Genomic DNA, 24,898 nt, shown 5'->3' with positions numbered 1-24,898 from the left:
ATCATCTGCACTGACCCACCGCTTTCGCGAGCAGGTTCGCTCCCACAAGGGATCTTCATCTATTCGTAATCCACAAAAAAGCCCACACATCGTGGGCTTTTCACTTGCAGCTAACAGCTAGAAACTTGCCGCTGCTTTTTAAACGTAATACGACTTCAGCGGCGGAAACCCGTTGAACTCGACCGCGCTGTAACTGGTGGTGTAGGCCCCGGTCGACAACCAGTACAAACGATCACCGATCGCCAGGTTCAGCGGCAGACCGTACTTGTAGTTCTCGTACATGATGTCGGCGCTGTCGCAGGTCGGGCCGGCGATGACCACTTCTTCCATCTCGCCTTTCTTCTCGGTCCAGATCGGGAACTTGATCGCTTCGTCCATGGTTTCGATCAGGCCGGAGAACTTGCCCACATCGGTGTACACCCAGCGCTCGACAGCAGTGCGGGATTTACGCGCCACCAGTACCACTTCGCTGACCAGAATGCCGGCGTTGGCGATCAATGAACGGCCTGGCTCGAGAATGATTTCCGGCAGGTCATCACCAAAATCTTCCTTGAGGAAACGGATGATTTCCTCGGCGTAGGTTTCCAGGCTGTTGGTGCGGGTGATGTAGTTGGCCGGGAAGCCGCCGCCCATGTTGATCAGCTTGAGGTGGATGCCGTCTTCTTCTTTCAGGCGCTCGAAGATCACTTTGACCTTGGCGATTGCCGCGTCCCAGACGCTGATGTCGCGCTGCTGCGAACCGACGTGGAACGAGATGCCGTATGGCACCAGACCGAGGTCGCGGGCGAGGATCAGCAGGTCCATGGCCATGTCGGTCTGGCAGCCGAATTTGCGCGACAACGGCCAGTCAGCGGTGGTCGAGCCTTCGGTGAGAATACGTACATAGACTTTCGAGCCCGGCGCAGCCTTGGCGATGTTGCGCAGGTCGGCTTCGGAGTCGGTGGAGAACAGCCGCACGCCCTTCTCGTAGAAGTAGCGGATGTCCTTGGACTTCTTGATGGTGTTGCCGTAGCTGATACGGTCGGCGCTGACGCCGCGGTCCATCACCTTGTCCAGCTCGTAGATCGAGGCGATATCGAAGCTCGAACCCTTGTCCTTGAGCAGGTCGATGATCTCGACCGCCGGGTTGGCCTTGACCGCGTAGTAGACCTTGGCGAATTCGAAACCGGCGCGCAGGTCATCGTAGGCCTGGGCGATCATCGCGGTGTCGATCACCACGAACGGGGTTTCCTGTTTGTCGGCGAACGCCTTCATTTTGTCAAAAGTGGCGCGCGCGAAATAATCTTCGACCTTGATCGACATGCTGGAGAGCTCCTATCGGCAAACTACATTAAACAATGGGTGCATGAACGTCCTCCGTATCCCCACTTTGGTTCGCCTACTTCCCAAGGCATGTCGCCGAAAGCAAAAAGGCCCAGGGATGTGCAGCTATCCCTTGGCCTTGCTGTCTCGTCGTCAGTACTTGAGCCGGATGGATCGTTTCCAGCATGGACGTTCGGCGCGAACTTTAGGGCGTGAGGGGGTTGAGATCAACTAAAAATGTCGCGTTTTTGCACGCTTCTGACGTGCGACGCGTTCATCACTCCTTGTAGCCGACCGAGATGACGGAAAGATGTTCCCGGCGATTTTTCGCGTGTTAAACATACCTGCACGTTCGCGGCTTTTGGCGGCGAAGTCAGTGGTAAGTCTGATGGCGGCAACATCGGCGATGTTAGCGGCGAGAGGGAGTGTTGATGGGGATTTTGGCCGTTTCGGACAGCCTCTCCGAGAATCATCCAGAGAGGCGGGTGTTGAGATTCTTTTCCGCCTGGTCAGGACCGGAAATTCACACCAATTCCTGTAGGAGTGAGCCTGCTCGCGATAGCTTTTTTCCAGACAACCTATTCGTCGACCGGGATTACGCCATCGCGAGCAGGCTCACTCCTACAAGGGATTGCATTTCAGCAGATGGAATCAGGCGACCACGGCCTCAGCCGGCGAGACGATATTGGTCTTCATCCCACGCGAACGCCCCGAGCTCAGGTAAGCCGCAATCGACTCCTGCGTCACCTCGCCGAGGAACACCCGCTCGGCATCCATCACCGGCAGCCAGGCGCGGTTGAACTCGTACATGCGCGACAGCAGGATGCGCAGGTGCTCGTCGTATGCCGCGGTGGCGTTGAACTCCCGCAGGAACTGCGCGCAGGTGCCGGTCTGGCGATGCAGATCGCGACGACGCACGTAGCCCAGTGCCTTGTTCTCCGCGCAGGTGACTACGACGTAGCGACGGTCATGTTCGTCCATCAATTCCAGCGCATCGGCCACAGGCGTTTCCGGGCTCACCGATGGCGCGTTGTCCGCGGCGTCTTCGGCTTTCACCAACAGCAGGCGCTTGAGCGTGCTGTCCTGACCGACGAAGTTGCTGACGAAATCATCTGCCGGGTGCGCGAGCAAGGTGTCCGGGTGATCGATCTGCAGCAGTTTGCCGGCGCGGAAGATCGCAATCTTGTCGCCGAGCTTGATCGCCTCATCGATGTCATGGCTGACCATGATCACGGTCTTGTTCAGCGCGCGCTGCATCTCGAAAAATTCGTTCTGGATCATCTCGCGGTTGATCGGGTCGACCGCACCGAACGGCTCGTCCATCAGCAACAGCGGGGCGTCGGCTGCGAGTGCGCGGATCACACCGATACGCTGCTGCTGGCCACCGGACAATTCACGCGGATAGCGATGCAGATACTGCTTGGGCTCGAGCTTGATCATGCTCATCAGCTCGCGAGCGCGGTCGTGGCATTTCTGTTTGTCCCAGCCGAGCAGTTTCGGCACCACGACGATGTTCTCTTCGATGGTCATGTTGGGGAACAGACCGATCTGCTGGATCACGTAGCCGATGTTGCGGCGCAGGGTCACTTCGTCGAGATCGGTGGTGTCTTCGCCGTTGATCAGGATCTTGCCGGAGGTCGGTTTGATCAGACGGTTGATCATCTTCAGCGTGGTGCTTTTGCCGCAACCCGAAGGCCCGAGGAATACGCAGATCTCGCCTTCATTGACGGTCAGGCTCACCGAGTCCACGGCTTTCACATCTTTGCCGTTGCTTTGGAAGGTCTTGCTGAGGTTTTGAAGTTCGATCATTTGAGGAGTCCTTTTGGAGTCAACGAACGTTGCAGCCATTGGAGAAACAGGTCGGCGAAGATCGCCAGAAGACTGACCAGCAGCGCGCCGACGATGAGCATCGACATGTCGCTGCGGCTGATGGAGGCGAGGATCAATACACCGAGGCCGCCGGCGCCGATGGTGGCGGCGATGGTCATCACGCCGATGTTCATCACCACGGCAGTGCGCACGCCGGCGAGGATCACTGGCACCGCGATGGGCAGTTCAACCATGCGCAAGCGCTGGCCGAAGGTCATGCCGATGCCGCGCGCGGCTTCACGAATACCCGGCTCGACGCCGGTGAGGGCGAGGTAGGTGTTGCGCATGATCGGCAGCAGTGAATACAGGAACACTGCGGTGATCGCCGGCAGCGGGCCAAGGCCCTGGCCGAACTTGGAGTAGAACGGCAGCAGCAGGCCGAACAGGGCAATCGACGGTACGGTCAGCAGCACCGTGGCGCTGGCCTGCAACGGGCCGGCGAGGGCCGGAAAACGCGTCATCAAAATGCCCAGCGGCACACCGATGACGATCGCCAGGGTCACGGCGATGCCGACCAGGGTGATGTGCTGCCAGGTCAGGTGCATCACCTGCTGCCAGTCGAGATGGGAAAAGGCGTTCAGAAATTCCATGACTTCTCCTCTCTTAGTTCAGTGGGTGCTGACGCAGGAAATCGGCGGCAACGGACGACGGGCTTTCATGATTGACGTCGACCCGTGCGTTGAGTTGGCGCATGGTTTCGTCGTCGAACAGTTCGGCCAGCGGCTTGAGTTGTTCGGCCAGTTTCGGATTGGCATCCAGCGTGGCCTGACGCACCACGGGAGCTGCGGTGTAATCGGGGAAGTAATGTTTGTCGTCGGCCAGCAACTTCAGGCCGAAAGCGTTGAGGCGGCCGTCGGTGGTATAGACCAGACCGGCAAATACTTGGCCGTTGCGCAGCGCGGTGTAGACCAGGCCGGCGTCCATCTGACGGATGTTCTTGCGGGTCAGGTTCATGTCGTAGAGCTTGACCATGCCGTCGAGACCGTCGGAACGGTTGGCGAACTCGGTGTCCAGCGCCACCAAGTGATTGCTCTTGGCTTCGGCGCGCAGCACGTCGTTGAGCTGGCTGATATTGCTGATCTGCGGATACTCCTCGGCGATCTTTTTCGGCAGGGCGAGGGCGTAGGTGTTGCTGAATTTCGATGGCGTCAGCCAGATCAGGCCTTTCTTCGCGTCGAGTTCCTTGACCCGGGCGTAGGACTGCGCGCTGTCGAGTTTTTCGGTGACATGGTTGTAGGCCACCAGCGATACGCCGGTGTACTCCCAGAGCATGTCCAGTTGTCCGCTTTCGTGGGCGCTACGGGCAAGGTTGCTGCCCAGACCGCCGGTGATCTGCGCGTCATAACCTTTGCTGCGCAGGTATTGCGCGGTGATTTCGGCGAGCAGGGTCTGCTCGGTGAAGACCCGGGCGCCGAGGCGGATCACCGGTTTTTCAGCGGCTTGGGCGATTCCTGCGAACAGCAGGACGCAGCTCAGGATTAAACTAAGTCGTTTCATAAATATTCCTTCGCGAAGCCTTAAGACGGGCGCAAACCGCGTTCCAGCCAGAGACGGCTGGCAAGGGTGACCACGCCATCGAGCAACAACGCCAGCAGCGCGGTGCACGCGGCGCCGAGCAGCAGTTGCGGCTGATTGTTCAGGGCGATGCCGGGGAAGATCAGGCTGCCAAGGCTATTGGCGCCGATCAGAAAGGCCAGCGGCGCGGTACCGACGTTGATCGCCAGCGCCACGCGCACGCCGCCGACAATGATCGGCACGGCGTTGGGCAATTCGACTTTCCACAGCACCTGGCGCGGCGTCATGCCGATGCCGACGGCGGCTTCTTTCAGCGAGCCCTGGACATTTTTCAGGCCTTCGTAGGTGTTGCGCACGATCGGCAACAGGGAGGCGAGGAACAAGGCGAAGATCGCCGGGCCGCTGCCGATGCCGAGGATGCCCAGCGCGATCGCGAGCACGGCCAACGGTGGCACGGTGTTGCCGATATTGAAGATCTGCATGAAGCGTTCGGCGCGGCCCACCATGTTCGGGCGGCTGAGGAAGATACCGGCGGGGATGCCCACGACAAGGGCGGCCAGCATGGAAGCGAGGACGAGAACCAGATGAGCTTGCAGGTAAAACAACAAATCGTCGCGGTAGTGTTCGATCGTGTTGATGCCGATCCAGTGGACCAGCAGGGCCAGGAGCGCGATCACCACCGCACCTCCCATCAGCCCTTTGCCATAGCGGATAGCCACAGGCGGACTCCTTTTTTTGTAGTCGGCGAGCGCTGCTCCGCGTGGCAAGACCATTCCTGGCTGCCGAAGTCAGCGTTCGCGAAAAGTAGCCGTTTTCCAGCACCGGCCAAGCGGCGTGAAAGCGAGCCATGAGCGCAGCCTCGTCAGGCTAACTTGCTGATTTTTCAGCCCCTGACGAAGATTCGTAACAGGGGATGGACGTCTCCTTGCTTTAAAAGGTTCCCATCTGAGGCAGCATTTGGCCACCCTTAATGTGCTCAACGGTTCGGTTATTGTCCTGAGTTGGGCTATAATCGCGGCCCTTTTTTGAATCACCGCCAGGCGATTTCCCATGACCCAACAGGCCGCCGAAGTCGCGAAACGCCGCACTTTCGCCATTATTTCCCACCCCGATGCCGGTAAAACCACGATCACCGAAAAGCTCCTGTTGATGGGCAAGGCGATTGCGGTGGCCGGTACGGTGAAATCCCGTAAATCCGATCGCCATGCGACCTCCGACTGGATGGAGATGGAGAAGCAGCGGGGTATTTCCATTACCACGTCGGTCATGCAGTTCCCGTATCGCGAACACATGATCAACCTGCTCGATACCCCGGGCCACGAAGACTTCTCCGAAGACACCTACCGCACCCTGACCGCGGTGGACTCGGCCCTGATGGTGCTCGACGGCGGTAAAGGTGTCGAGCCACGGACCATCGCGCTGATGGACGTCTGCCGTCTGCGTGACACGCCGATCGTCAGCTTCATCAACAAACTCGACCGCGACATCCGCGACCCGATCGAACTGCTCGACGAGATCGAAGCCGTTCTGAAGATCAAGGCCGCGCCAATCACCTGGCCGATCGGTTGCTACCGCGACTTCAAGGGCGTGTACCACCTGGCTGATGACTACATCATCGTTTACACCCCGGGCCACGGTCACGAACGCACCGAAACCAAGATCATCCAGAAACTCGACTCCGACGAGGCGCGTGCGCACCTGGGCGACGAGTACGAGCGCTTCATCGAACAACTGGAACTGGTACAGGGCGCCTGCCACGAATTCAACCAGCAGGAGTTCCTCGACGGTCAACTGACCCCGGTGTTCTTCGGTACCGCGCTGGGCAACTTCGGTGTCGACCATGTGCTCGATGCGGTGGTTGACTGGGCGCCGCGCCCGCTGGCTCGTGTGGCCAACGAGCGCACTGTCGAGCCGGTCGAAGAGAAGTTCACGGGCTTCATCTTCAAGATCCAGGCGAACATGGACCCGAAACACCGCGACCGTATCGCCTTCATGCGTATCTGCTCCGGCAAGTACGAGAAAGGTATGAAGATGCGGCATGTGCGCACCGGCAAGGACGTGCGCATCGGCGACGCCCTGACGTTCTTCTCCTCCGAGCGTGAACAGCTGGAAGAGGCGTACGCCGGCGACATCATCGGCCTGCACAACCACGGCACGATCCAGATCGGCGACACCTTCAGCGAAGGCGAAGTCCTCGGTTTCACCGGTATCCCGCACTTCGCCCCGGAACTGTTCCGCCGTGTGCGTCTGCGTGATCCGCTGAAATCCAAGCAGCTGCGTCAGGGCTTGCAGCAGTTGGCAGAAGAGGGCGCGACGCAGGTGTTCTTTCCGGAGCGCAGCAACGACATCATTCTTGGCGCCGTCGGTGTGCTGCAGTTCGATGTGGTCGCCAGCCGTTTGAAAGAGGAATACAAGGTTGAGTGCTCGTATGAGCCGATCACCGTGTATTCGGCGCGCTGGATCGAGTGCAGCGACAAGAAGAAGCTTGAGGAGTTTTCCAACAAGGCGGTGGAGAACCTGGCGTTGGATGGCGGTGGGCATCTGACCTATCTGGCGCCGACGCGGGTGAATCTGGCGTTGATGGAAGAGCGTTGGCCGGATGTGAAATTCCGTGCGACGCGTGAGCATCATTAAGGTTTGAGTTGTTTTTCGGAAGCCCCTGGGGTGTAGGCCTTGGGGGCTTTTTTTTGCTTTGGTATTGGCGGCCTTTGGGCCGACCATGTTCTGGTTGTTTTGGGGGCATATCCGTTTTTTGGGGTGTTGCGGCTGGCGGTTTCGCCCTTACGGCGAGTCCCTTTTTCAGACGCCAAAAAGGAACCAAAAGGCTTTGCTCCTACGTAAGGCCCTCGCAGGCTCGGGTCCCTTCGCTCCGGGATCGATCCGGGCGCAGCGGCTACGGTTTGCTTCGCTGCACCTCCTTCCGCTGTGTCTGGCTGCGCCAGACGGTCGCTGCGCTCCCACGCCCGGATCAATCCCTCCGCTCAGCCTTCCGATGTCGCTGGTTAGGCAAGATCAAGATCAAGAGCACGCGAGCTTGCGCTCATTGTTGAGTGGTTAGAAGCGCCGCATGGCTTGAAATCTTCAGTGGATTCGCCCCTCACCCCAGCCCTCTCCCCCTGGAGAGGGAGCCGATTTTGGTTGGATTTGAATTTTGTATCCGACTCGGTATTGCACGTTGGCGCACTTCTCCCAAACAACTCGGTCAGTCCCCTCTCCCTCCGGGAGAGGGATAGGCGGGCGGCGTTCCGATGAGGGGCTTTTCGGCTGCAGCTTCAAGATGAGAAACGGTCAGGCACGACGAATTTTCTGTAGGCAATTTTCTTCAGCGGCGTAGCCCGACTCTTTTTTTACTTCGCCAGGCCTTTGCCTCGCGACATTGCGCTTGATCCGGTTTAGTGTTCAAAGAACCTTTCGCCCACAGCGGACGTTTCATGCTCAAAGGACTGACCCATCTCCTGCGCCCCAACGGCTATTTCACCTCCATGGCTTGGGTGCTCGCCGCGCTTTTATTCATCAATCGCCTCAGCGCCATGGTCAAGCTGTTCATGGCGTTGTACCTGCGTCAGGAGTTGGGCTTTGCGATTGAAACCGTTGGCTGGTTGCTCTCGGCTTATGGCGCGGGGTTGCTGGTGGGTTCGATGCTCGGCGGTTGGCTCAGTGATTACGTGCGCACGGCGCGGCTGACGGCGGCGCTGTTTTTTGTTTCGGTGTGGGTGCTGATGCTGCTGGGGCTGGTGACGCAGGTGGCGTGGCTGGCCGGTCTGTTGTTGCTCAGTGGTGTGATTGATGGGGCGATTCGTACGCTGCATCAACGGCTGATCATGGAGTACTGCGAAGTTGCGCAGCGTTCGCGGGCGCAGGCGTTGAGTCGGGTGGCGCGTAATCTGGGCATGGCGGCTGCCGGGGTGGCGGGTGGGGTGTTGGCGCAGGCGGATTTTCGCTGGGTGTTTTTTGTCAGTGCGGCGATGACATTGCTGGCGTTGTTGTGGTTTGTTCGCACGACGTGGCGGCGGCCAATCATTAAGCAGGACAAAGCGCTGGAGACGGCTTCCGGCTCGCCGTATCGCGACCAGCCGTTCCTCTGGTTGCTGGCGGCGACCGCGGTGCTCGGTATTGCGTTCGATACGGTCTACAGCACGCTGGGCAACTATCTGCGAGACCATTACCAGTTGAGCACCGAGGCCATTGGCTGGCAGTTCGGCCTTAATGCATTGCTGGTGATTGCGCTGCAGATTCCGCTGTCGCACTCGGTGGAACGTTGGGGCGCGCGCTGGCAGATGCTCGCGGGCAGTGTGTTGCTCGCCTGCGGGCTGGGGATGTTGCCGTTCGGTTCCGGGCTGTTTTATGTGTGCCTGTCGACGGTCATCTGGACGCTGGGCGAGGCGCTGTTCATGCCGCCGCTGAATGTACTGGCGATGCAGTTTGCGCAGAGTGGCAAAAGCGGTCAGTACTTCGGGCTGTTCTTCATGAGCTGGAGCGCTAGCGCATTAGTGTCGCCGGTGTTCAGCGGTCAGCTCTATGGCGAGTATGGCGGGCACAGCGTCTGGCTGATGAGTGCGCTGCTGGTGCTGATCTCGATTCCGCTGACCTGGCAGGCGACTCGCGCCGCTTAGCTGTTTCGGTTATCGGGGTTATTCGAAAGCAATCTGTCTATCAAGGGCATTTCTGCCCATGCCGTCGCGTCCTAAGTGGTGAGTCGGACTGTTCGCAACTAGATTTCATTCGGAGCCAGTCCGGCAAGCATGTCTTAGCGCAACAGGATGGAGTCGGCCATGAAAAGCAGATTGCTACGGGTTTTGATGTTGTTGAAAGTGATGGTGATGCTGTCCCTCGGCACCGCAACGGCCTGGGCTGAGTGTGAGGATCACGATTCCCAGGCCTTCAATGGGCAGGTCGGGCACAGCGGGCTGATGATTGCCAAGTCTGAGTCGGAGCCGGGGGATATGAATCAGGGCGGCAGCGCCGATGATGACGACTCGACCACCGATGATCCGGACAGCGATGACCCGGATGATGAGGGCGATAGCCAGACGTAGATTGCAGGCAAAAGAAAACCCCTTCGGCCTCGACAGATGCGCAATCGGGGTGGAAGGGGTTTGTTAACACATGAATTCCTGAATCGATACAAATCCCCTGTGGGAGCGAGCCTGCTCGCGAAGGCGTCATTTCAGTCAACATTATCGGTGACTGATGAACCGCTTTCGCGAGCAGGCTCGCTTCCACATGGGGTTTTGTGGTGGCCTGCGGAGCTGCTTACGCCGCGCCGTCGAGGAATTGCTCGGCGTAGTGGCAAGCCACCTGCCGGTTATCCAGTTCACGCAACAACGGCTCTTCGGTGCTGCAACGCTCGGTCGCATACGGGCAGCGCTTGTGGAAAGCGCAGCCTGAAGGCGGGTTCAGAGGGTTGGGCAGTTCGCCGACGATCTTGATTTTCGGCTTGTTCGGGTCCGGGTGAATGGTCGGGGTCGCCGACAGCAGCGCCTGGGTGTAAGGGTGCAGCGGGCGTTCGTAGATGTCGTTTTTCGGGCCCAGTTCCACCGGGCGCCCGAGGTACATCACCATCACGTCATCGGCCACGTGCTGCACTACCGCGAGGTTGTGCGAGATGAACACGTACGCGGTGTTGAACTCCTGCTGCAGGTCCATGAACAGGTTCAACACCTGAGCCTGAATCGACACATCCAGCGCCGAGGTCGGTTCATCGGCTACCAGCACTTTCGGTTGCAGCATCATCGCCCGGGCCAGGGCAATACGCTGGCGCTGACCGCCGGAGAACATGTGCGGATAGCGCTGGTAGTGCTCGGGACGCAAGCCGACCTGCTTCATCATCGCCTGGACTTTCTCGCGACGCTCGGCGGCGGAGAGGTTGGTGTTGATCAGCAGCGGTTCGCCGAGCTGGTCACCGACTTTCTGCCGTGGGTTCAGCGACGCGTACGGGCTTTGAAAGACCATCTGCACGTCTTTGCGCAGTTGCTTGCGTTGCGCCTTGTCGGCACCGGCCACTTCATGGCCGGCGATTTTCAGCGAGCCGGACGATGGCTCCTCAATCAGCGTCAGCGCGCGGGCGAGGGTGGATTTGCCGCAGCCTGATTCGCCCACCACGGCGAGGGTCTTGCCGGCTTCCAGTTCGAACGACACGCCGTTGAGTGCGCGCACGGTTGCATGGCCCTTGAACAAGCCACGGGAGACTTCGTAGTGACGGGTCAGGTCGCGGGCGGTAAGTACGACGGCCATTACGCCACCTCCTGGTTCAGCGGGTAGAAGCAGCGGGCGAGGCTGTGGCTTTTCGGGTCAAGGCCGGGACGCTGGGCGCGGCAGTTGTCCTGCACGTACGGGCAGCGCGGCGACAGCAGGCAACCTTGCGGACGGTCGTAACGACCCGGGACGATGCCCGGCAACGTCGACAGGCGTGAGGCGCCGAGGCTGTGCTCGGGAATCGCCTTGAGCAGGGCTTCGCTGTATGGGTGCGCCGGGATGTCGAACAGTTGCGGCACCTGGCCGACTTCCACGGCCTGGCCGGCATACATCACGCAGACGCGCTGAGCGGTTTCCGCCACGACGGCGAGGTCGTGAGTGATCAGCACCAGGCCCATGTTCTGTTCTTTCTGCAATGCCAGCAGCAGATCCATGATCTGCGCCTGAATCGTCACGTCGAGCGCGGTGGTCGGTTCGTCGGCGATCAGCAGTTTCGGCTCGCCGGCAATCGCCATGGCGATCGCGACGCGCTGGCTCATGCCACCGGACAGTTGATGCGGGTAGGCGTCCATACGGCTGGCGGCGCCCGGGATTTCAACTTTCTCCAGCAGTTCGATGGCACGCTTGCGCGCTTGCTTGCCGGACATTTTCAGGTGCAGGCGCAGCACTTCTTCGATCTGGAAACCGACGGTGTAGCTCGGGTTCAGCGCGGTCATCGGGTCCTGGAAAACCATCGACAGGTCTTTGCCGACGATCTGCCGACGCTGACGGTTGCTCAGCTTGAGCATGTCCTTGCCGTCGAAGCTGAGCGAATCGGCGGTGACGATGCCGGGATGCTCGATCAGGCCCATCAGCGCCATCATGGTCACGGATTTACCCGAACCCGACTCGCCCACGATGGCCAGCACTTCGCCTTTGTCGACTTTCAGGTCGAGGCCGTCGACCACCGGAGTAGCGTTCTTGTCGCCGAAGCGGACGTTGAGATTCTTGATTTCTAGCAGTGACATGGGAATCTCCTCAGGCGGCGTTCTTGAGTTTCGGGTCCAGCGCATCGCGCAGACCGTCGCCCATCAAGTTGATTGCCAGCACGCTGAGCAAAATGGTCAAACCAGGCAAGCTGACTACCCACCAGGCGCGTTCGATGTAGTCGCGGGCCGAGGCCAGCATGGTGCCCCACTCAGGGGTTGGCGGTTGTACGCCGAGGCCGAGGAAGCCCAGTGCGGCGGCATCGAGGATCGCCGACGAGAAGCTCAGGGTCGCCTGCACGATCAGCGGCGCCATGCAGTTGGGCAGCACGGTGATGAACATCAGACGCGGCAGACCGGCACCGGCCAGACGCGCGGCGGTGACGTAGTCGCGGTTCAGTTCGCCCATCACCGCGGCACGGGTCAGACGCACGTAGGAAGGCAGCGACACCACAGCAATCGCGATCACGGTGTTGATCAGGCCAGGGCCGAGGATGGCGACGATCGCCACGGCCAGCAGCAGCGACGGCAGGGCGAGCATGATGTCCATCAGACGCATGATGGTCGGGCCGATCATCTTCGGGAAGAAACCGGCGAACAGTCCGAGCAGGATCCCCGGAATCAGCGACATCACCACCGACGACAAGCCGATCAGCAGCGACAGGCGCGAGCCCTGGATCAGACGCGACAGCAGGTCACGACCGAGTTCATCGGTGCCGAGCAGGAACTGCAACTGGCCGCCTTCAAGCCACGCCGGCGGCGTCAGCAGGAAGTCACGGTATTGCTCGCTCGGGTCATGCGGCGCAACCCACGGCGCGAAGATTGCGCAGAAAATGATCAGCAGCATGAACAGCAGGCCGGCAACCGCGCCTTTGTTTTTTGCGAAGGCTTGCCAGAATTCTTTGTACGGTGACGGGTACAGCAGGCTTTGATCCACGGCGGACGTGGCGGTGGCTACTGAGGATGTTGGAGTGCTCATGGGTATTGACCTCAGCGCTGATGACGGATGCGTGGGTTGGCAAAGCCGTAGAGGATGTCCACCACGAAGTTGACCAGAATCACCAGGCAGGCGATTAACAGGATGCCGTTTTGCACCACCGGATAGTCCCGGGCGCCGATGGCTTCGATCAGCCATTTGCCGATGCCGGGCCAGGAAAAGATGGTTTCGGTCAGAACCGCACCGGCCAGCAGCGTGCCGACCTGCAGACCGACCACGGTCAGTACCGGAATCAGCGCGTTACGCAGACCGTGGACAAACACCACGCGCGACGGCGACAGGCCTTTGGCCTTGGCGGTGCGGATATAGTCTTCACGCAGCACTTCGAGCATCGACGAACGGGTCATCCGCGCGATCACCGCCAGCGGAATGGTGCCGAGGACGATGGCCGGCAGGATCAGGTGATGCAGCGCATCGAAGAACGCGCCGACGTCATCGGCCAGCAGCGTGTCGATCAGCATGAAGCCGGTTTTCGGCTCGATGTCATACAGCAAGTCGATGCGCCCGGAGACCGGGGTCCAGCCCAGGCTCACCGAGAAGAACATGATCAGGATCAGGCCCCACCAGAAGATCGGCATCGAATAGCCCGCGAGGGAGATGCCCATCACCCCGTGATCGAACAGCGATCCTCGCTTGAGTGCCGCGATTACCCCGGCCAGCAGCCCGAGGATGCCGGCGAACAGCAGGGCGGCCATGGACAGTTCCAGCGTCGCCGGGAAGAGGGAGGTGAATTCGGTCCACACGCTCTCACGCGTACGCAGTGATTCGCCGAGATCGCCTTGGGCCAGTTTGCCGATGTAGTCCAGGTATTGGGCGTACAGCGGTTTGTTCAGACCTAGGCGTTCCATTGCCTGAGCGTGCATTTCGGGGTCGACCCGACGTTCGCCCATCATCACTTCCACGGGGTCGCCCGGAATCATGCGAATCAACGCGAAAGTCAGCAAGGTGATGCCGAAAAACGTGGGGATCAACAACCCCAGTCGGCGGGCAATAAAACTAAACATCTTGTGTGGTACCTCATCAGCCGGTTAGGCGTGTCCGGCGTCCCTCAGGTCAGGGACACCGGGCGTTTCTTATCTACTTCACCTGGGTGGTGGCGAAGTTATTGGTTGTGAGAGGGCTGATGTGGTAGCCCTCTACATTTTTGCGCATTGCGGTAAACATCCGAGTATGGGCCATGCTGATCCATGGCTGGTCCTGATTAAACAGCACTTGTGCCTGTTCGTAGAGCGCGGCGCGTTCGGCCGGATCTACTTTAGCCCGTGCTTCATCCAGCAGCGCCTGGAATTTCTCGTTGCACCAGCGCGCGTAGTTTTCGCCGTTCTTGGCCGCCTCGCAACTGAGCATAGGCGTCAGGAAGTTATCCGGGTCGCCGTTGTCGCCCGCCCATCCGGCCGACACCATGTCGTGCTCGCCAGCCTTGGCGCGCTTGAGCATTTCACCCCATTCCATCACGCGGATGTCGATCTTGATCCCGACTTTCGCAAGGTCGGCCTGCATCATCTGCGCACCAAGCATCGGGTTGGGGTTGGTCGGGCCGCCACCGTTGCGGGTGAACAGGGTGAACACGGTGCCTTCCGGAACCCCGGCTTCCTTGAGCAGCTTGCGTGCTGCATCGAGGTCGCGTGGCGGATTTTTCAGGTCGTGGTTATAACCCAGCAAGGTCGGCGGGTACGGGTTGACTGCAACCGACGCGTTGCCTTTGCCGAACAGCGCGTTGACATAGGCTTCCTTGTCGAAAGCAATGTCGATGGCTTTACGCACACGCACGTCGCTCATGTATTTGTGCTGGGTGTTCATCGCGATGTACGAAACGGTCATCGCGTCCAGCTCGTCGACTTTCAGGTTGCTGTCTTTCTTGATGCTCGGGATGTCGTCCGGTTTCGGATACAGGGCAATCTGGCACTCGTTGGCCTTGAGCTTCTGCAAACGCACGTTGTTGTCGGTAGCGATCGCCAGGATCAGCGCGTCGGCCGGTGGCTTGCCACGGAAGTAGTCCGGGTTGGCCTTGAAGCGCACCTGCGCATCCTTGGCGTAACGCTGGAAGATGAACGGGCCGGTACCGACCGGCTTGTTGTTCAGATCACCAGTCTTGTTCGCCTTGAGCAACTGGTCGGCGTATTCGGCCGGGTAGATCGACGAGAACGCCATGGCGATGTCGGCCAGGAACGGCGCCTCACGGCGGGTCAGGGTGAACTTGACCGTGTTGTCGTCGACTTTTTCGACGCTTTTGAGCAGTTCCTTGAAGCCCATGCTTTCAAAGTACGGGAAGCCCACGCTCGACAGTTTGTGCCACGGGTGATTCGGGTCCAGCTGACGCTGGAAGCTCCAGACCACGTCGTCGGCGTTCATGTCGCGAGTCGGCTTGAAGTATTCGGTGGTGTGAAACTTGACGCCTTTGCGCAGATGAAACGTGTAGGTCAGGCCGTCTTCGCTGATGTCCCAGGACTCGGCGAGTGCCGGGATCACTTCGGTGGTGCCGGGCTTGAAGTCGGCCAAGCGGTTGAAGATGGTTTCGGCCACAGCATCCGCCGTGACTGCAGTCGTGTACTGGACCATATCGAAGCCTTCCGGGCTGGCTTCGGTGCAGACCACCAAGGGTTTGGCCGAGACGCCAACAGCGACACTCAGCAACGCAGCCGCGATGGCCGCACGTAGGGGAAGCATTTTCATCGATAACCCTCTGCAATCGGTTGAAGACAAAAAACCGAACGGCCGACTCATCATGAGTCAGCCGTCGGTTGGCGTTTTTACAGAATGTTGAATGGAATCGTGGTCACGAGACGGAACTCGTTGATGCTGCCGTCCGCCTGGTTTTCGCTGGCGCGGTGCGCGGTGTAAGTGCCGCGAATGGTCGTAGCTTTAAGCGGGCCGCTCTGTACCGCGTAGGTTGCACCGACGCCGTATTCATAGTGGTGCTCGCCGTTCATCGCCTGCACGCCGTCATAGCCGCCACCCTTGTAGTGAGTGCCGTCGATGCCCCAGCCGCGCGCCTGGTAGATGTTGAATTTCAGGCCCGGTACGCCGTATTCGGCCATGTTGATGCCGTAGGAAACCTGGAAGGATTTCTCGTTCGGGCCGTTGAAGTCCGAGAGCAGGGAGTTGGCCAGGTAGATACCGTTGGTTTCGTGCAGGTAGTCGAAGTACTCGTTACCGTTCACTTCCTGATACGAGAAGGTCAGGGTATGCGCCAGGTGAGTCAGGCCGAACGACAGCGAGTAGGTGTCGTTGTCGATGTCGCCCAGCAGCTTTTTGCCTTCGTCGACGGTCTTGTAGTAGTTCAGGCCGGTGGTCAGGCTGAGGATCGAGCTGTCACCCAATACGTGGGTGGCGCCGAAGTAGTACTGGTTCCACAGGTCTTCGGCCTGGGTACCCCACAGGCTGGTGGTCAGGCTGGCGAACGGCTGGTACGAGATACCGGCGGTGTTGACGTGGTCGGCTTCGGCGTTGATGTCGCCGTATTCGGAGCGGAATTTGCTCAGGCTTTCTTCGGTACGTGGCGAAACGCGGTCGAAGGTCGCGACGTCGAACGCCAGGTTGTTCAGCTCTTCGCTGTGGATCGCGATACCTTCGAAGCTCGATGGCAGCGGACGGTTACCGATCACATCGACCTGCGGGCTGCTGAAGTTCATGCGGCCGGCGGTCAGAGTGGTGTTGGAGATGCGTGCCTTGACGTTGGCCAGGCCCAGCTTGCTCCACTGACCGACAGCGTCGCCGCCTTCGCGGGTCAGGGTACGGTTGTTGCCGGCGCCTGGACGGGTGCCCGGTGCACCACCATTGTTGGCAGCGAGGTTTTCGCGGTCACGCTCCAGCGCGATGGCGTTGTATGCGGCCACTTCGGTGCTGAAACCGACAGTACCTTCGGTGAAGCCCGAGTTGTACTTGATGATCGTGCCTTGCACCCAGTTGATGCGACGGTCGGTTTCGTTGGATTGACCGTTCTTGCGGTAAGCGAACTTGCCGCCGCGCTTGAGTTGTTCGTTGGCGTACCAGTTACGGGTCGAACCGCTGATCGATTGCCCTTCGAGGAAACCGGTGGCTTCGGCCTGGGCGCTCTTTTCGTTGACGGTCACTGGCGTGAACGCCTGGCTTTGGGTTTCCGCATAAGTCGTGGCGGTAATGCTGCTGATGGCCAGGGCCAGTATCGCGGTGCTGCTCAGTTTCATGGGTGAAGCTCCTTTACTTTCTTTTTATCCCGGCTTTTTTTGGTATGCCGGTTATTGGTTTAGAACTCGTTCAAACATCGCAAACGTTTGCAAAAGGCCGGATTGGCGAATTTCGGCAAAGCGCTTGCGTGAGGGGAGTAGACGGCTCCCCTCAGCGTTGCGGCTAATCGGTGGGTTTAATCGATACTGACGGCCGAAAATACGTTGCGACCGAACGGGCTCACTTTGAAGCCTTCGACCTTGGCGCTTAACGGCTGGTTAACCGTCGAGTGGGCGACTGGCGTGATCGGCACTTGCTGTTTAAGCAATTGCTGGGCCTGTTTATAAAGCACGGTGCGCTGTTCGCGGTCGGTAACGACCTTGGCCTGCTTGATCAGCTTGTCGTACGCCGGATCGCACCACATGGAGTAGTTGTTGCCGCCAATCGCGTCGCAGCTGTACAGGGTGCCGAGCCAGTTGTCCGGGTCCCCGTTGTCGCCGGTCCAGCCGATCAGGCTGACATCGTGTTCGCCATTCTTGGTGCGCTTGATGTACTCGCCCCATTCATAGCTGACGATCTTCACTTTCAGACCGATCTTGGCCCAGTCGGCCTGGAGCATTTCGGCCATCAGTTTCGCGTTCGGGTTGTACGGGCGTTGCACCGGCATTGCCCACAGGGTGATCTCGGTGCCTTCTTTCACGCCGGCAGCCTTGAGCAGTTCCTTGGCTTTTTCCGGGTTGTACGCCGCGTCCTTGACGGTGTCGTCGTAGGACCACTGGGTCGGTGGCATCGCGTTGACGGCCAGTTGACCGGCTCCTTGATAAACAGCGTTGAGAATCCCTTGTTTATTCACCGCCATGTCCAGCGCCTGGCGCACTTCGAGCTGGTCGAAAGGCTTGTGGCGGACGTTGTAGGCGATGTAGCCGAGGTTGAAACCGGGCTTGGAGATCAGTTGCAGTTTCGGGTCGGCCTTCAGCGCTTCGACATCGGCCGGACGCGGATGCAGGGTGATCTGGCATTCGCCGGCCTTGAGCTTCTGCACCCGCACCGAAGCGTCGGTGTTGATCGCGAAGATCAGGTTGTCGAGTTTGACCCGGCTCGGGTCCCAATACTGTTTATTGCCTGTGTAACGGATGTTCGAATCTTTCTGATAGCTCTTGAACACGAACGGCCCGGTGCCAATCGGTTTCTGGTTGATGTCGCTCGGCTTGCCTTCGGCCAGCAGCTTGTCGGCGTATTCGGCGGACAGAATCGAGGCGAAGCTCATGGCGATGTTCTGGATGAACGCGGCGTCGACGCTGTTGAGCGTGAACTCCACGGTCAGTGGCCCGGTCTTTTCGACCTTGGCGATGTTCTTGTTCAGGCTCATCCCGTTGAAATACGGGAACTCGGTCGGGTAAGCCTTACGGAACGGCTGCTGCGCATCGAGCATGCGATTAAACGTGAACAGCACGTCGTCGGCGTTGAAGTCGCGGGTTGGCTTGAAATAAGGAGTCGTATGAAATTTCACACCCTCACGCAGGTGAAAGGTGTATTTCAGACCATCCTCGGAAATATCCCACGTGGTTGCCAGGCCAGGTACGACATTGGTCGCGCCTTTTTCGAACTCGACCAGGCGGTTATACAGCGGTTCGGCGGCGTCGTTATCGGTGGCCGTCGTGTATTGCGCAGTATCGAAACCCGCCGGGCTGCCTTCGGAGCAGAACACCAGGCTTTTTGGTGCGGCGAAACTGGCGGACGACGCGGCCAGCAGGCCGGCACCCAGCAATGCGGAAAACTTCAAGGTATGGCGCATGACGCTCCCTCTTTTTTTAATGGTGCAATGCGCTTTGGCCCCGATTCCGGGACGTTCATGGCGCATTGAGCTCAATCCAATACGTACGGCAAAACCGGTGGCCCACGCAGACACTGGTCAGTACGCGACGGTAGGCACCGTGCTTCTGGCAGTAAATACGTAAAAGCCTTAATGCTCGTAGGAAAAGTCGACGCGCCTAGACCGAAGCAATCATCTACTACGGATTTGGGTGTAGGCCTTTTCCTGTTTGCCCGGTAGAAAAAGCAACGGCGACGTCAGAAACGCCGCCGTTGCAATGCCTTACTTGCTGACGCTGACGCCGTAGAAAGAATTCAAGCCAAATGGGCTGATCTTGAAATCCTGCACGTTGGCGCGCATGGGTTGGTACACCGTCGAGTGAGCGATAGGTGTCATCGGGACTGCATCTTTGAGGACGTGTTGCGCCTGTTTGTACAGTTCGGTGCGCTTGCCCTGATCGGTCGTGCGTTTGGCTTCTTTCACCAGACCGTCGAACTTCTTGTCGCACCACTTGGAGAAGTTGTTGCCGCTGAGCGAGTCGCAGCCGAACAGCACGTTCAGCCAGTTGTCCGGATCACCATTGTCACCGCTCCAGCCAATGATCATGGCCTGGTTCTCGCCACCTTTGGAACGTTTGATGTACTCGCCCCATTCGTAGCTGGTGATCTTCACTTTCAAGCCGATCTTGGCCCAGTCGGACTGGAGCATTTCGGCCATCAGCTTGGCGTTCGGGTTGTATGGACGCTGTACCGGCATCGCCCACAGCACGATTTCGGTACCTTCCTTGACGCCGGCTTCCTTGAGCAGCTGTTTGGCTTTCTCAGGGTCGTACTTGGCATCTTTGATCGTGGTGTCGTAAGACCACTGGGTCGGCGGCATGGCGTTGACGGCCAGCTGGCCCGCGCCCTGGTAAACCGAATCGATGATCTGCGGCTTGTTCACCGCCATGTCCAGCGCCTGACGTACGCGCAGGTCAGCCAGCGGGTTGGCTTCGTTGCTGCCCTTGACCTTGTCCATCACGTTGTAGGCGATGTAGCCCAGGTTGAAACCGGCCTGATCCGGCATCTTCAGCGCTTTGTCTTCTTTCAGCGCCTTGAGGTCGGCCGGACGCGGGAACAGGGTGACCTGGCACTCGTTCTTTTTCAGTTTCTGGATACGCACCGACGGGTCGGTGGTGATGGCGAAGATCAGGTTGTCGATCTTTACGTCTTCAGGCTTCCAGTAATCCTTGTTGCCGGTGTAACGGATGTTGGAATCTTTCTGGTAGCTCTTGAATACGAACGGACCAGTGCCGATCGGCTTCTGGTTGATGTCGGCGGCTTTGCCATCCTTGAGCAGCTGGGCCGCGTATTCGGCGGACTGCACGGAAGCGAAGCTCATCGCCAGGTTCTGGATGAACGCAGCATCGACTTCTTTCAACGTGAACTTGACGGTGTGGTCGTCGACTTTATCGATCTTGGTGATGTTGGTGTCCATCCCCATGTCGGTGAAGTACGGGAATTCGGTCGGGTACGCCTTACGGAAAGGGTCGTCCTTGTTGATCATGCGGTTGAAAGTGAACAGCACGTCGTCGGCGTTGAATTCACGAGTCGGCTTGAAGTACGGCGTGGTGTGGAACTTGACGCCTTCGCGCAGATGGAAGGTGTACGTCAGGCCGTCATCGGAAATGTCCCACTTGGTCGCCAGCCCAGGAATCACGGCGGTGCCGCCGCGCTCGAACTGGGTCAGACGGTTGAACATGGTTTCGGCTGAGGCGTCGAAGTCGGTTCCGGTGGTGTATTGGCCTGGGTCGAAACCGGCCGGGCTGCCTTCGGAGCAGAACACCAGGTTAGTCGCAGCGGATGCGAACGGTGCGGAGGCTAACAAGCCTGCGCCGACTAAAAACGGAATGACCGCGTGTTTAAGCATGTTGGCCTCATGATTTGTTGTCATTTTTTAGTAGTGAGGTACGACCTCGTGAGTCGTGCCTGCGGATACTTATGCAGGGGCCATACCCAATGCAAGATCCAGAGCGGTCGGCGGTGCCAAAGCGTGGCACGAACGTACCTTAATGTCGCATCCGTATAACTTCTGACGCATTTGACCGTTTGCGGGTGGTTTTTACGGTGCAAATCGAGCCCCAAAACAGTGCGCCAGTCACGTTGTGCGCGCTGCGTTGGGGCTCGGTGTTACCTATTTATACCCACGCCATAGAAGGGGGTGAGACCGAACGGGCTGATGCGGAAATCAGTGACTTCCTTGCGCAGCGGCTGAAACACCGTGGAGTTGGCAATCGGCGTGATCGGCACTTGTTGTTTAAGGATCAGTTGCGCCTGTTGATACAGCTTTATCCGTTGCGCTTTATCGGTAGCCACTTTGGCTTGCTGAACGAACTTGTCGTAGGCCGGGTCGCACCATTTGGCATAGTTGCTGCCCTTGACCGCCGCGCAGCTGTAAAGCACGCCGAGCCAGTTGTCCGGGTCACCGTTGTCGCCGGTCCAGCCGTAGATCATGGCGTCGTGCTCGCCATTTTTTGCGCGCTTGATGTACTCGCCCCACTCGTAGCTGACGATGTTGGCTTTGATGCCGATTTTTGCCCAGTCCTGCTGGATCATCTGCGCCGACATGCGTGCATTCGGGTTCGATGCACGCTGCACTGTCATCGCCCAGAGGTTGATGGTTGTACCCGGCGCAACCCCTGCTTCCTTCAGTAGCACCCGGGCTTTCTCCGGGTCGTATGGCGCGTCCTTGATGTTCGGATCGTAGGACCATTGCGCGGGCGGCAAGGCGTTTTGTGCCAGTTGACCGGCACTTTGGTAAACGGCCTTGATGATGGCCGGCTTGTCGATGGCCATGTCCAGCGCCTGACGCACCTTGAGCTGGTCCAGTGGTGGGTGAGTGGTGTTGTAGGCGAGGAAACCGAGGTTGAAACCGGGCTGCTTGAGCACGCGCAGGTTCGGGTCTTTTTCCATCACTTCGATATCGGCCGGGCGCGGGTAGCCGCTGACCTGGCATTCACCGGCCTTGAGTTTCTGCAGGCGTACGGCAGCGTCCGGGGTGATCGAGAAGATCAGGTTATCGATTTTGACGTCTTCGGGTTTCCAGTAGGCCTTGTTCGCGACGTAGCGGATCTGCGAATCCTTCTGGTAGCGCTTGAACACGAAAGGGCCGGTGCCGATGGGCTTCTGGTTGAGGTCGGCGGCTTTGCCTTGCTTCAACAGCTGCGCGGCGTATTCGGCCGATTGCACCGAGGCGAAGCTCATGGCGAGGTTCTGCACGAAGGCGGCGTCGACGTTGTTGAGGTTGAAGCGCACGCTGTGCTCGTCGATTTTCTCCACCGATTTGATCGTGGTGTTCAGGCCCATGTCGGTGAAGTACGGGGACTCGGCGGGGTAGGCCTTGCGGAAGGCGTTATCCGGGTCGAGCAGGCGCTGGAAGGTGAACAGGACGTCGTCGGCGTTGAAGTCGCGGGTCGGGGTGAAGTAGTCGGTGCTGTGGAATTTCACACCTTCGCGCAGGTGGAAGGCGTATTGCAGGCCGTCGCTGGAAACATCCCATTTTGTCGCAAGGCCAGGTTCGATGTCGGTGCCGCCGCGCTGGAATTGGGTGAGGCGGTTGAAGACGGTTTCGGCGGAGGCGTCGAAGTCGGTGCCGCTGGTGTATTGGCTCGGGTCGAAGCCGGCGGGGCTGGCCTCGGAGCAGTAGACCAGGGTGGTGGCGGCGTGTGTGATCGGGGCTATGGCCGTTAGTGCGAGGGTGATCAATAGTGGTTTGAGGGTGAATCTTGGCATGGAGTCCCCGGGGAATTTGCTGGTTATGATTTCAGGGTAGCGGGGATTTGCGGGGCTTCGGAAATATCGTTTTTCGTGTCGGGGTGTCTATCTCGGCATATAGAGGCTTGGTTTGGGGGTATATCCGTTGCTTCGGGTGCTGCGGCTGGCGGTTTCGCCCCTACGGCGAGTCCCTTTTTCAGACGCCAAAAAGGAACCAAAAGGCTTGCTCCTACGTACGGCCCTCGCAGGCTCGGGTCCCTTCGCTCCGGGATCGATCCGGGCGCAGCGGCTACGGTTTGCTGCGCTGCACCTACTTCCGCTGTGTCTGGCTGCGCCAGACGGTCGCTGCGCTCCCACGCCCGGATCGATCCCTCCGCTCAGCCTTCCGATGTCGCTGGTTAGGCAAGATCAAGATCAAGAGCACTCGAGCCAACGCTCATTGTTGAGTGGTGAGAAGCGCCGCACGGCTTGAGATTTTCGGTGGGTTCGCCCCTCACCCCAGCCCTCTCCCCGAGGAGAGGGAGCCGATTCGTGGGCCGTTCAAAACCTGAGTTCGACTCGGTATTTCAGGTCGGAGTGGCTTTCGCATCCACCGCGGTCAGTCCCCTCTCCCTCCGGGAGAGGGCTAGGGTGAGGGATGGCTTTTGGCTGTTTAAAGCTGTGTCAGATAACCAGAACCTTCCCACAAGGTTTTCAGGTTGTCCGTCGGACGCTCGCTCTCTAGGCTCTGGGTGTCGCTGAATGTTCAGTGATCGGGTGTGAGAACCCGCTGAGCTTGAAACTGGCACCAGTAAGACCATAATTGCGGCCGGCTTATCAGTTGTCGCAATGCCTTATGGCGGCTGTGTGCGGGCAGACCTCGGTCTGGCCGGTTTTCTGCTCACCGGTTTCTCACTCCGCACATAGCTGCCACCCTTCGCCACGTGAGAAATGGCTAAGGGCGGCTCGAATTACGAGCAGATTTGTATGAAAGATAAAATTGTCCCCGACCCACCCCTTGAACCCACAACCCCTCTCGAAGACGCCGTCCGCGCCGACGATCAAATCAAGAACCGCGAAGCCATAAAGCGTGCCCTCGATTTCTATCTCTGCCCTCCACCCAGCAAACCGCATCCACCGAGCACGATGTTTTTGATCCAGCCCGACATCGACACTGAGAGCCTGCTGGCTCACGCCTGCGAATCCCTGGCTTCGGCGAATACCCTTGCCGGAAACTTTGCCGATCAACTAGGCCGGCCCGAGCGCAATACGGCGCTGGCGATTCAGCAGATCATCATGTTGGCGGAGCTGGCGGTGAATCGGGCGCTGGATCGGGTTGATCCGCAGGCTTGAGAGCGCGTCATCGTTCTTCGCGAGCAGGCTCGCTCCCACAGGTGGAATGCATTTCAAACTGTGGGAGCGAGCCTGCTCGCGAAAGCGGCGGAACATTCACCACAAATCCCCGGCATAAAAAAACCGCCGATCATTCACCGATCGGCGGTTTTGCATTCAGCTCGCTTCAATTTACTGCATCAACACTTCAATCGAGCCATCGGCGGTCATGCTGACCTGGCTGGTGCCGGCTTCGACTTCTGGGGTTACCGGTGCTGAATCCATGGCGGCGGCTTTCATCATCATCGGGGCGCGCAGGTACGGTTGTGGATAACCGTTGCTGTTGAGGTTCAGGTTGACGATTTTGTAGCCTTTGCCGCCCAGGGCGTCGGTGGCCAGTTGTGCGCGGGCCTTGAAGGCGGTGACGGCTTCTTTGAGCAACTGGTCTTCGCTGGCCTTGCGGGTCGGGTCGGCGATGGCGAAGTCCATGCCGCCCATTTTCAGGTCGGTGAGCAATTCGCCGGTGAGTTTCGACAGGGCGGCGAAGTCGGTGCTTTCCAGGCGCAGTTCGGCGCGTTCGCGCCAGCCAGTGATTTTCTGGCCCTTGGTGTCGTAGATCGGGTAGCTGTTGCGGCTGCCCGTGCGCAAGGTGACGTCCTTGACTTGCTTGGCCTGGGCCGTTGCCTTGTTCATCGTGGTGCTGATGGCGGCGGCGAGTTTGGCCGGGTCGGTGTTCTGGTCTTCGGTGTAGAGCGTCACGATCATCTGATCGCGGGCCACTTCCTGGCTGACTTCGGCGCGCAGGGAAATCTGGTTGTAATGCAGCTCATCGGCGGCCAGGGCCGGAAGGCTGGCGATGCTGCCGACGGTCAGGGCGAGAAGGGCGGCGCTGCGGCGAACTGTGTGCATGAAAGCTCCTTGAGGGGGCGCAGGTGTTGGTTCGAGCCTGCGTGAACCATCAGACTCCAGAAAGCAGCTGCAAGTTGCAAGCTTCAAGCTGCAAGTAAAAGCAAGAGCAAGAACTGCGGCGCTT

The 24,898-nt window shown here is 59.2% G+C and carries 19 protein-coding genes; 4 read left to right on the top strand and 15 right to left on the bottom strand.

All coding sequences use genetic code 11. The features are described 5' to 3' along the window. Window positions 1-138: 138 nt before the first annotated feature. The 5 genes from J3P93_RS23440 to J3P93_RS23420 form a co-directional block, all read right to left on the bottom strand. Window positions 139-1,302, bottom strand: coding sequence for a type III PLP-dependent enzyme (locus tag J3P93_RS23440; protein WP_090281733.1), 1,164 nt, complete (start codon window positions 1,300-1,302; stop codon window positions 139-141). Window positions 1,303-1,953: 651 nt separating this feature from the next. Next, window positions 1,954-3,111 (bottom strand): osmoprotectant ABC transporter ATP-binding protein OsmV, encoded by a 1,158-nt coding sequence (locus J3P93_RS23435; RefSeq protein WP_093104729.1) that lies wholly within the window; start codon window positions 3,109-3,111, stop codon window positions 1,954-1,956. Next, entirely contained in the window at window positions 3,108-3,761 is a 654-nt protein-coding gene (locus J3P93_RS23430) for an ABC transporter permease (RefSeq protein ID WP_090281735.1), read from the bottom strand. The genes J3P93_RS23435 and J3P93_RS23430 overlap by 4 nt, the downstream gene beginning before the upstream one ends. Before the next feature lie 13 nt (window positions 3,762-3,774). Further along, complete coding sequence (locus J3P93_RS23425; RefSeq protein WP_434592403.1) at window positions 3,775-4,668, bottom strand: glycine betaine ABC transporter substrate-binding protein; 894 nt, start codon at window positions 4,666-4,668, stop codon at window positions 3,775-3,777. A gap of 20 nt (window positions 4,669-4,688) precedes the next feature. Then, window positions 4,689-5,378: an ABC transporter permease gene (locus J3P93_RS23420; RefSeq protein ID WP_172833351.1), complete on the bottom strand. Its 690-nt coding sequence runs from the start codon at window positions 5,376-5,378 to the stop codon at window positions 4,689-4,691. A gap of 358 nt (window positions 5,379-5,736) precedes the next feature. On the opposite strand from J3P93_RS23420, the gene J3P93_RS23415 reads away from it, so the two are divergent. The 3 genes from J3P93_RS23415 (at window position 5,737) to J3P93_RS23405 (ending at window position 9,722) form a co-directional block, all read left to right on the top strand. Then, window positions 5,737-7,320, top strand: a complete 1,584-nt coding sequence (locus tag J3P93_RS23415; protein ID WP_203420722.1) for a peptide chain release factor 3 — start codon at window positions 5,737-5,739, stop codon at window positions 7,318-7,320. Between the two features lie 797 nt (window positions 7,321-8,117). Then, window positions 8,118-9,299: an MFS transporter gene (locus J3P93_RS23410; protein WP_434598474.1), complete on the top strand. Its 1,182-nt coding sequence runs from the start codon at window positions 8,118-8,120 to the stop codon at window positions 9,297-9,299. Between the two features lie 159 nt (window positions 9,300-9,458). Next, on the top strand, window positions 9,459-9,722 hold the full coding sequence (locus J3P93_RS23405; RefSeq protein WP_434592400.1) for a hypothetical protein: 264 nt from the start codon (window positions 9,459-9,461) through the stop codon (window positions 9,720-9,722). A gap of 217 nt (window positions 9,723-9,939) precedes the next feature. On the opposite strand, the gene J3P93_RS23400 is transcribed toward J3P93_RS23405, so the two are convergent. From J3P93_RS23400 to J3P93_RS23360, 9 genes are all read right to left on the bottom strand, one after another. Further along, window positions 9,940-10,920, bottom strand: coding sequence for a peptide ABC transporter ATP-binding protein (locus J3P93_RS23400; protein ID WP_434592397.1), 981 nt, complete (start codon window positions 10,918-10,920; stop codon window positions 9,940-9,942). After that, window positions 10,920-11,888, bottom strand: a complete 969-nt coding sequence (locus J3P93_RS23395; protein ID WP_101158004.1) for an ABC transporter ATP-binding protein — start codon at window positions 11,886-11,888, stop codon at window positions 10,920-10,922. The genes J3P93_RS23400 and J3P93_RS23395 overlap by 1 nt, the downstream gene beginning before the upstream one ends. A gap of 10 nt (window positions 11,889-11,898) precedes the next feature. Further along, window positions 11,899-12,825: an ABC transporter permease subunit gene (locus J3P93_RS23390; RefSeq protein WP_208938760.1), complete on the bottom strand. Its 927-nt coding sequence runs from the start codon at window positions 12,823-12,825 to the stop codon at window positions 11,899-11,901. 11 nt (window positions 12,826-12,836) lie between these two features. Then, the gene (locus tag J3P93_RS23385; RefSeq protein WP_016771720.1) at window positions 12,837-13,847 is read right to left on the bottom strand and encodes an ABC transporter permease subunit; all 1,011 of its coding nucleotides are present in this window, start codon (window positions 13,845-13,847) and stop codon (window positions 12,837-12,839) included. 73 nt (window positions 13,848-13,920) lie between these two features. Then, on the bottom strand, window positions 13,921-15,516 hold the full coding sequence (locus J3P93_RS23380; RefSeq protein ID WP_434592392.1) for an ABC transporter substrate-binding protein: 1,596 nt from the start codon (window positions 15,514-15,516) through the stop codon (window positions 13,921-13,923). Between the two features lie 77 nt (window positions 15,517-15,593). Continuing rightward, entirely contained in the window at window positions 15,594-17,009 is a 1,416-nt protein-coding gene (locus tag J3P93_RS23375) for an OprD family porin (RefSeq protein WP_434592389.1), read from the bottom strand. A gap of 176 nt (window positions 17,010-17,185) precedes the next feature. Beyond that, window positions 17,186-18,784 (bottom strand): ABC transporter substrate-binding protein, encoded by a 1,599-nt coding sequence (locus tag J3P93_RS23370; protein WP_434592386.1) that lies wholly within the window; start codon window positions 18,782-18,784, stop codon window positions 17,186-17,188. Between the two features lie 300 nt (window positions 18,785-19,084). Next, complete coding sequence (locus tag J3P93_RS23365; RefSeq protein WP_434592383.1) at window positions 19,085-20,710, bottom strand: ABC transporter substrate-binding protein; 1,626 nt, start codon at window positions 20,708-20,710, stop codon at window positions 19,085-19,087. Window positions 20,711-20,970: 260 nt separating this feature from the next. Further along, window positions 20,971-22,572 carry an ABC transporter substrate-binding protein gene (locus J3P93_RS23360; protein WP_434592380.1) on the bottom strand — a complete coding sequence of 534 codons (1,602 nt, stop codon included), beginning with the start codon at window positions 22,570-22,572 and terminating at the stop codon, window positions 20,971-20,973. Window positions 22,573-23,520: 948 nt separating this feature from the next. Here J3P93_RS23360 and J3P93_RS23355 point away from each other — a divergent pair. Next, entirely contained in the window at window positions 23,521-23,886 is a 366-nt protein-coding gene (locus J3P93_RS23355; protein WP_434592377.1) for a DUF6124 family protein, read from the top strand. 171 nt (window positions 23,887-24,057) lie between these two features. On the opposite strand, the gene J3P93_RS23350 is transcribed toward J3P93_RS23355, so the two are convergent. Then, window positions 24,058-24,774: an SIMPL domain-containing protein gene (locus J3P93_RS23350; protein WP_434592374.1), complete on the bottom strand. Its 717-nt coding sequence runs from the start codon at window positions 24,772-24,774 to the stop codon at window positions 24,058-24,060. Window positions 24,775-24,898: the final 124 nt, after the last annotated feature.

Origin of the sequence: Pseudomonas sp. R3-57 (assembly GCF_051132065.1) — a bacterium.
Taxonomy (GTDB): Bacteria; Pseudomonadota; Gammaproteobacteria; order Pseudomonadales; family Pseudomonadaceae; genus Aquipseudomonas.
Note: the sequence above shows the minus strand (reverse complement) of the source record. Positions and strands in the feature narration are given on the sequence as shown.

Coding starts and splice junctions, on each gene's coding strand:
- J3P93_RS23385 (WP_016771720.1), bottom strand. CDS start 13,847: ATGTTTAGTTTTATTGCCCGCCGACTGGGGTTGTTGATCCCCACGTTT.
- J3P93_RS23375 (WP_434592389.1), bottom strand. CDS start 17,009: ATGAAACTGAGCAGCACCGCGATACTGGCCCTGGCCATCAGCAGCATT.
- J3P93_RS23360 (WP_434592380.1), bottom strand. CDS start 22,572: ATGCCAAGATTCACCCTCAAACCACTATTGATCACCCTCGCACTAACG.
- J3P93_RS23425 (WP_434592403.1), bottom strand. CDS start 4,668: ATGAAACGACTTAGTTTAATCCTGAGCTGCGTCCTGCTGTTCGCAGGA.
- J3P93_RS23430 (WP_090281735.1), bottom strand. CDS start 3,761: ATGGAATTTCTGAACGCCTTTTCCCATCTCGACTGGCAGCAGGTGATG.
- J3P93_RS23355 (WP_434592377.1), top strand. CDS start 23,521: ATGAAAGATAAAATTGTCCCCGACCCACCCCTTGAACCCACAACCCCT.
- J3P93_RS23415 (WP_203420722.1), top strand. CDS start 5,737: ATGACCCAACAGGCCGCCGAAGTCGCGAAACGCCGCACTTTCGCCATT.
- J3P93_RS23435 (WP_093104729.1), bottom strand. CDS start 3,111: ATGATCGAACTTCAAAACCTCAGCAAGACCTTCCAAAGCAACGGCAAA.
- J3P93_RS23400 (WP_434592397.1), bottom strand. CDS start 10,920: ATGGCCGTCGTACTTACCGCCCGCGACCTGACCCGTCACTACGAAGTC.
- J3P93_RS23380 (WP_434592392.1), bottom strand. CDS start 15,516: ATGAAAATGCTTCCCCTACGTGCGGCCATCGCGGCTGCGTTGCTGAGT.
- J3P93_RS23390 (WP_208938760.1), bottom strand. CDS start 12,825: ATGAGCACTCCAACATCCTCAGTAGCCACCGCCACGTCCGCCGTGGAT.
- J3P93_RS23350 (WP_434592374.1), bottom strand. CDS start 24,774: ATGCACACAGTTCGCCGCAGCGCCGCCCTTCTCGCCCTGACCGTCGGC.
- J3P93_RS23410 (WP_434598474.1), top strand. CDS start 8,118: ATGCTCAAAGGACTGACCCATCTCCTGCGCCCCAACGGCTATTTCACC.
- J3P93_RS23370 (WP_434592386.1), bottom strand. CDS start 18,784: ATGCGCCATACCTTGAAGTTTTCCGCATTGCTGGGTGCCGGCCTGCTG.
- J3P93_RS23420 (WP_172833351.1), bottom strand. CDS start 5,378: ATGGGAGGTGCGGTGGTGATCGCGCTCCTGGCCCTGCTGGTCCACTGG.
- J3P93_RS23405 (WP_434592400.1), top strand. CDS start 9,459: ATGAAAAGCAGATTGCTACGGGTTTTGATGTTGTTGAAAGTGATGGTG.
- J3P93_RS23365 (WP_434592383.1), bottom strand. CDS start 20,710: ATGCTTAAACACGCGGTCATTCCGTTTTTAGTCGGCGCAGGCTTGTTA.
- J3P93_RS23440 (WP_090281733.1), bottom strand. CDS start 1,302: ATGTCGATCAAGGTCGAAGATTATTTCGCGCGCGCCACTTTTGACAAA.
- J3P93_RS23395 (WP_101158004.1), bottom strand. CDS start 11,888: ATGTCACTGCTAGAAATCAAGAATCTCAACGTCCGCTTCGGCGACAAG.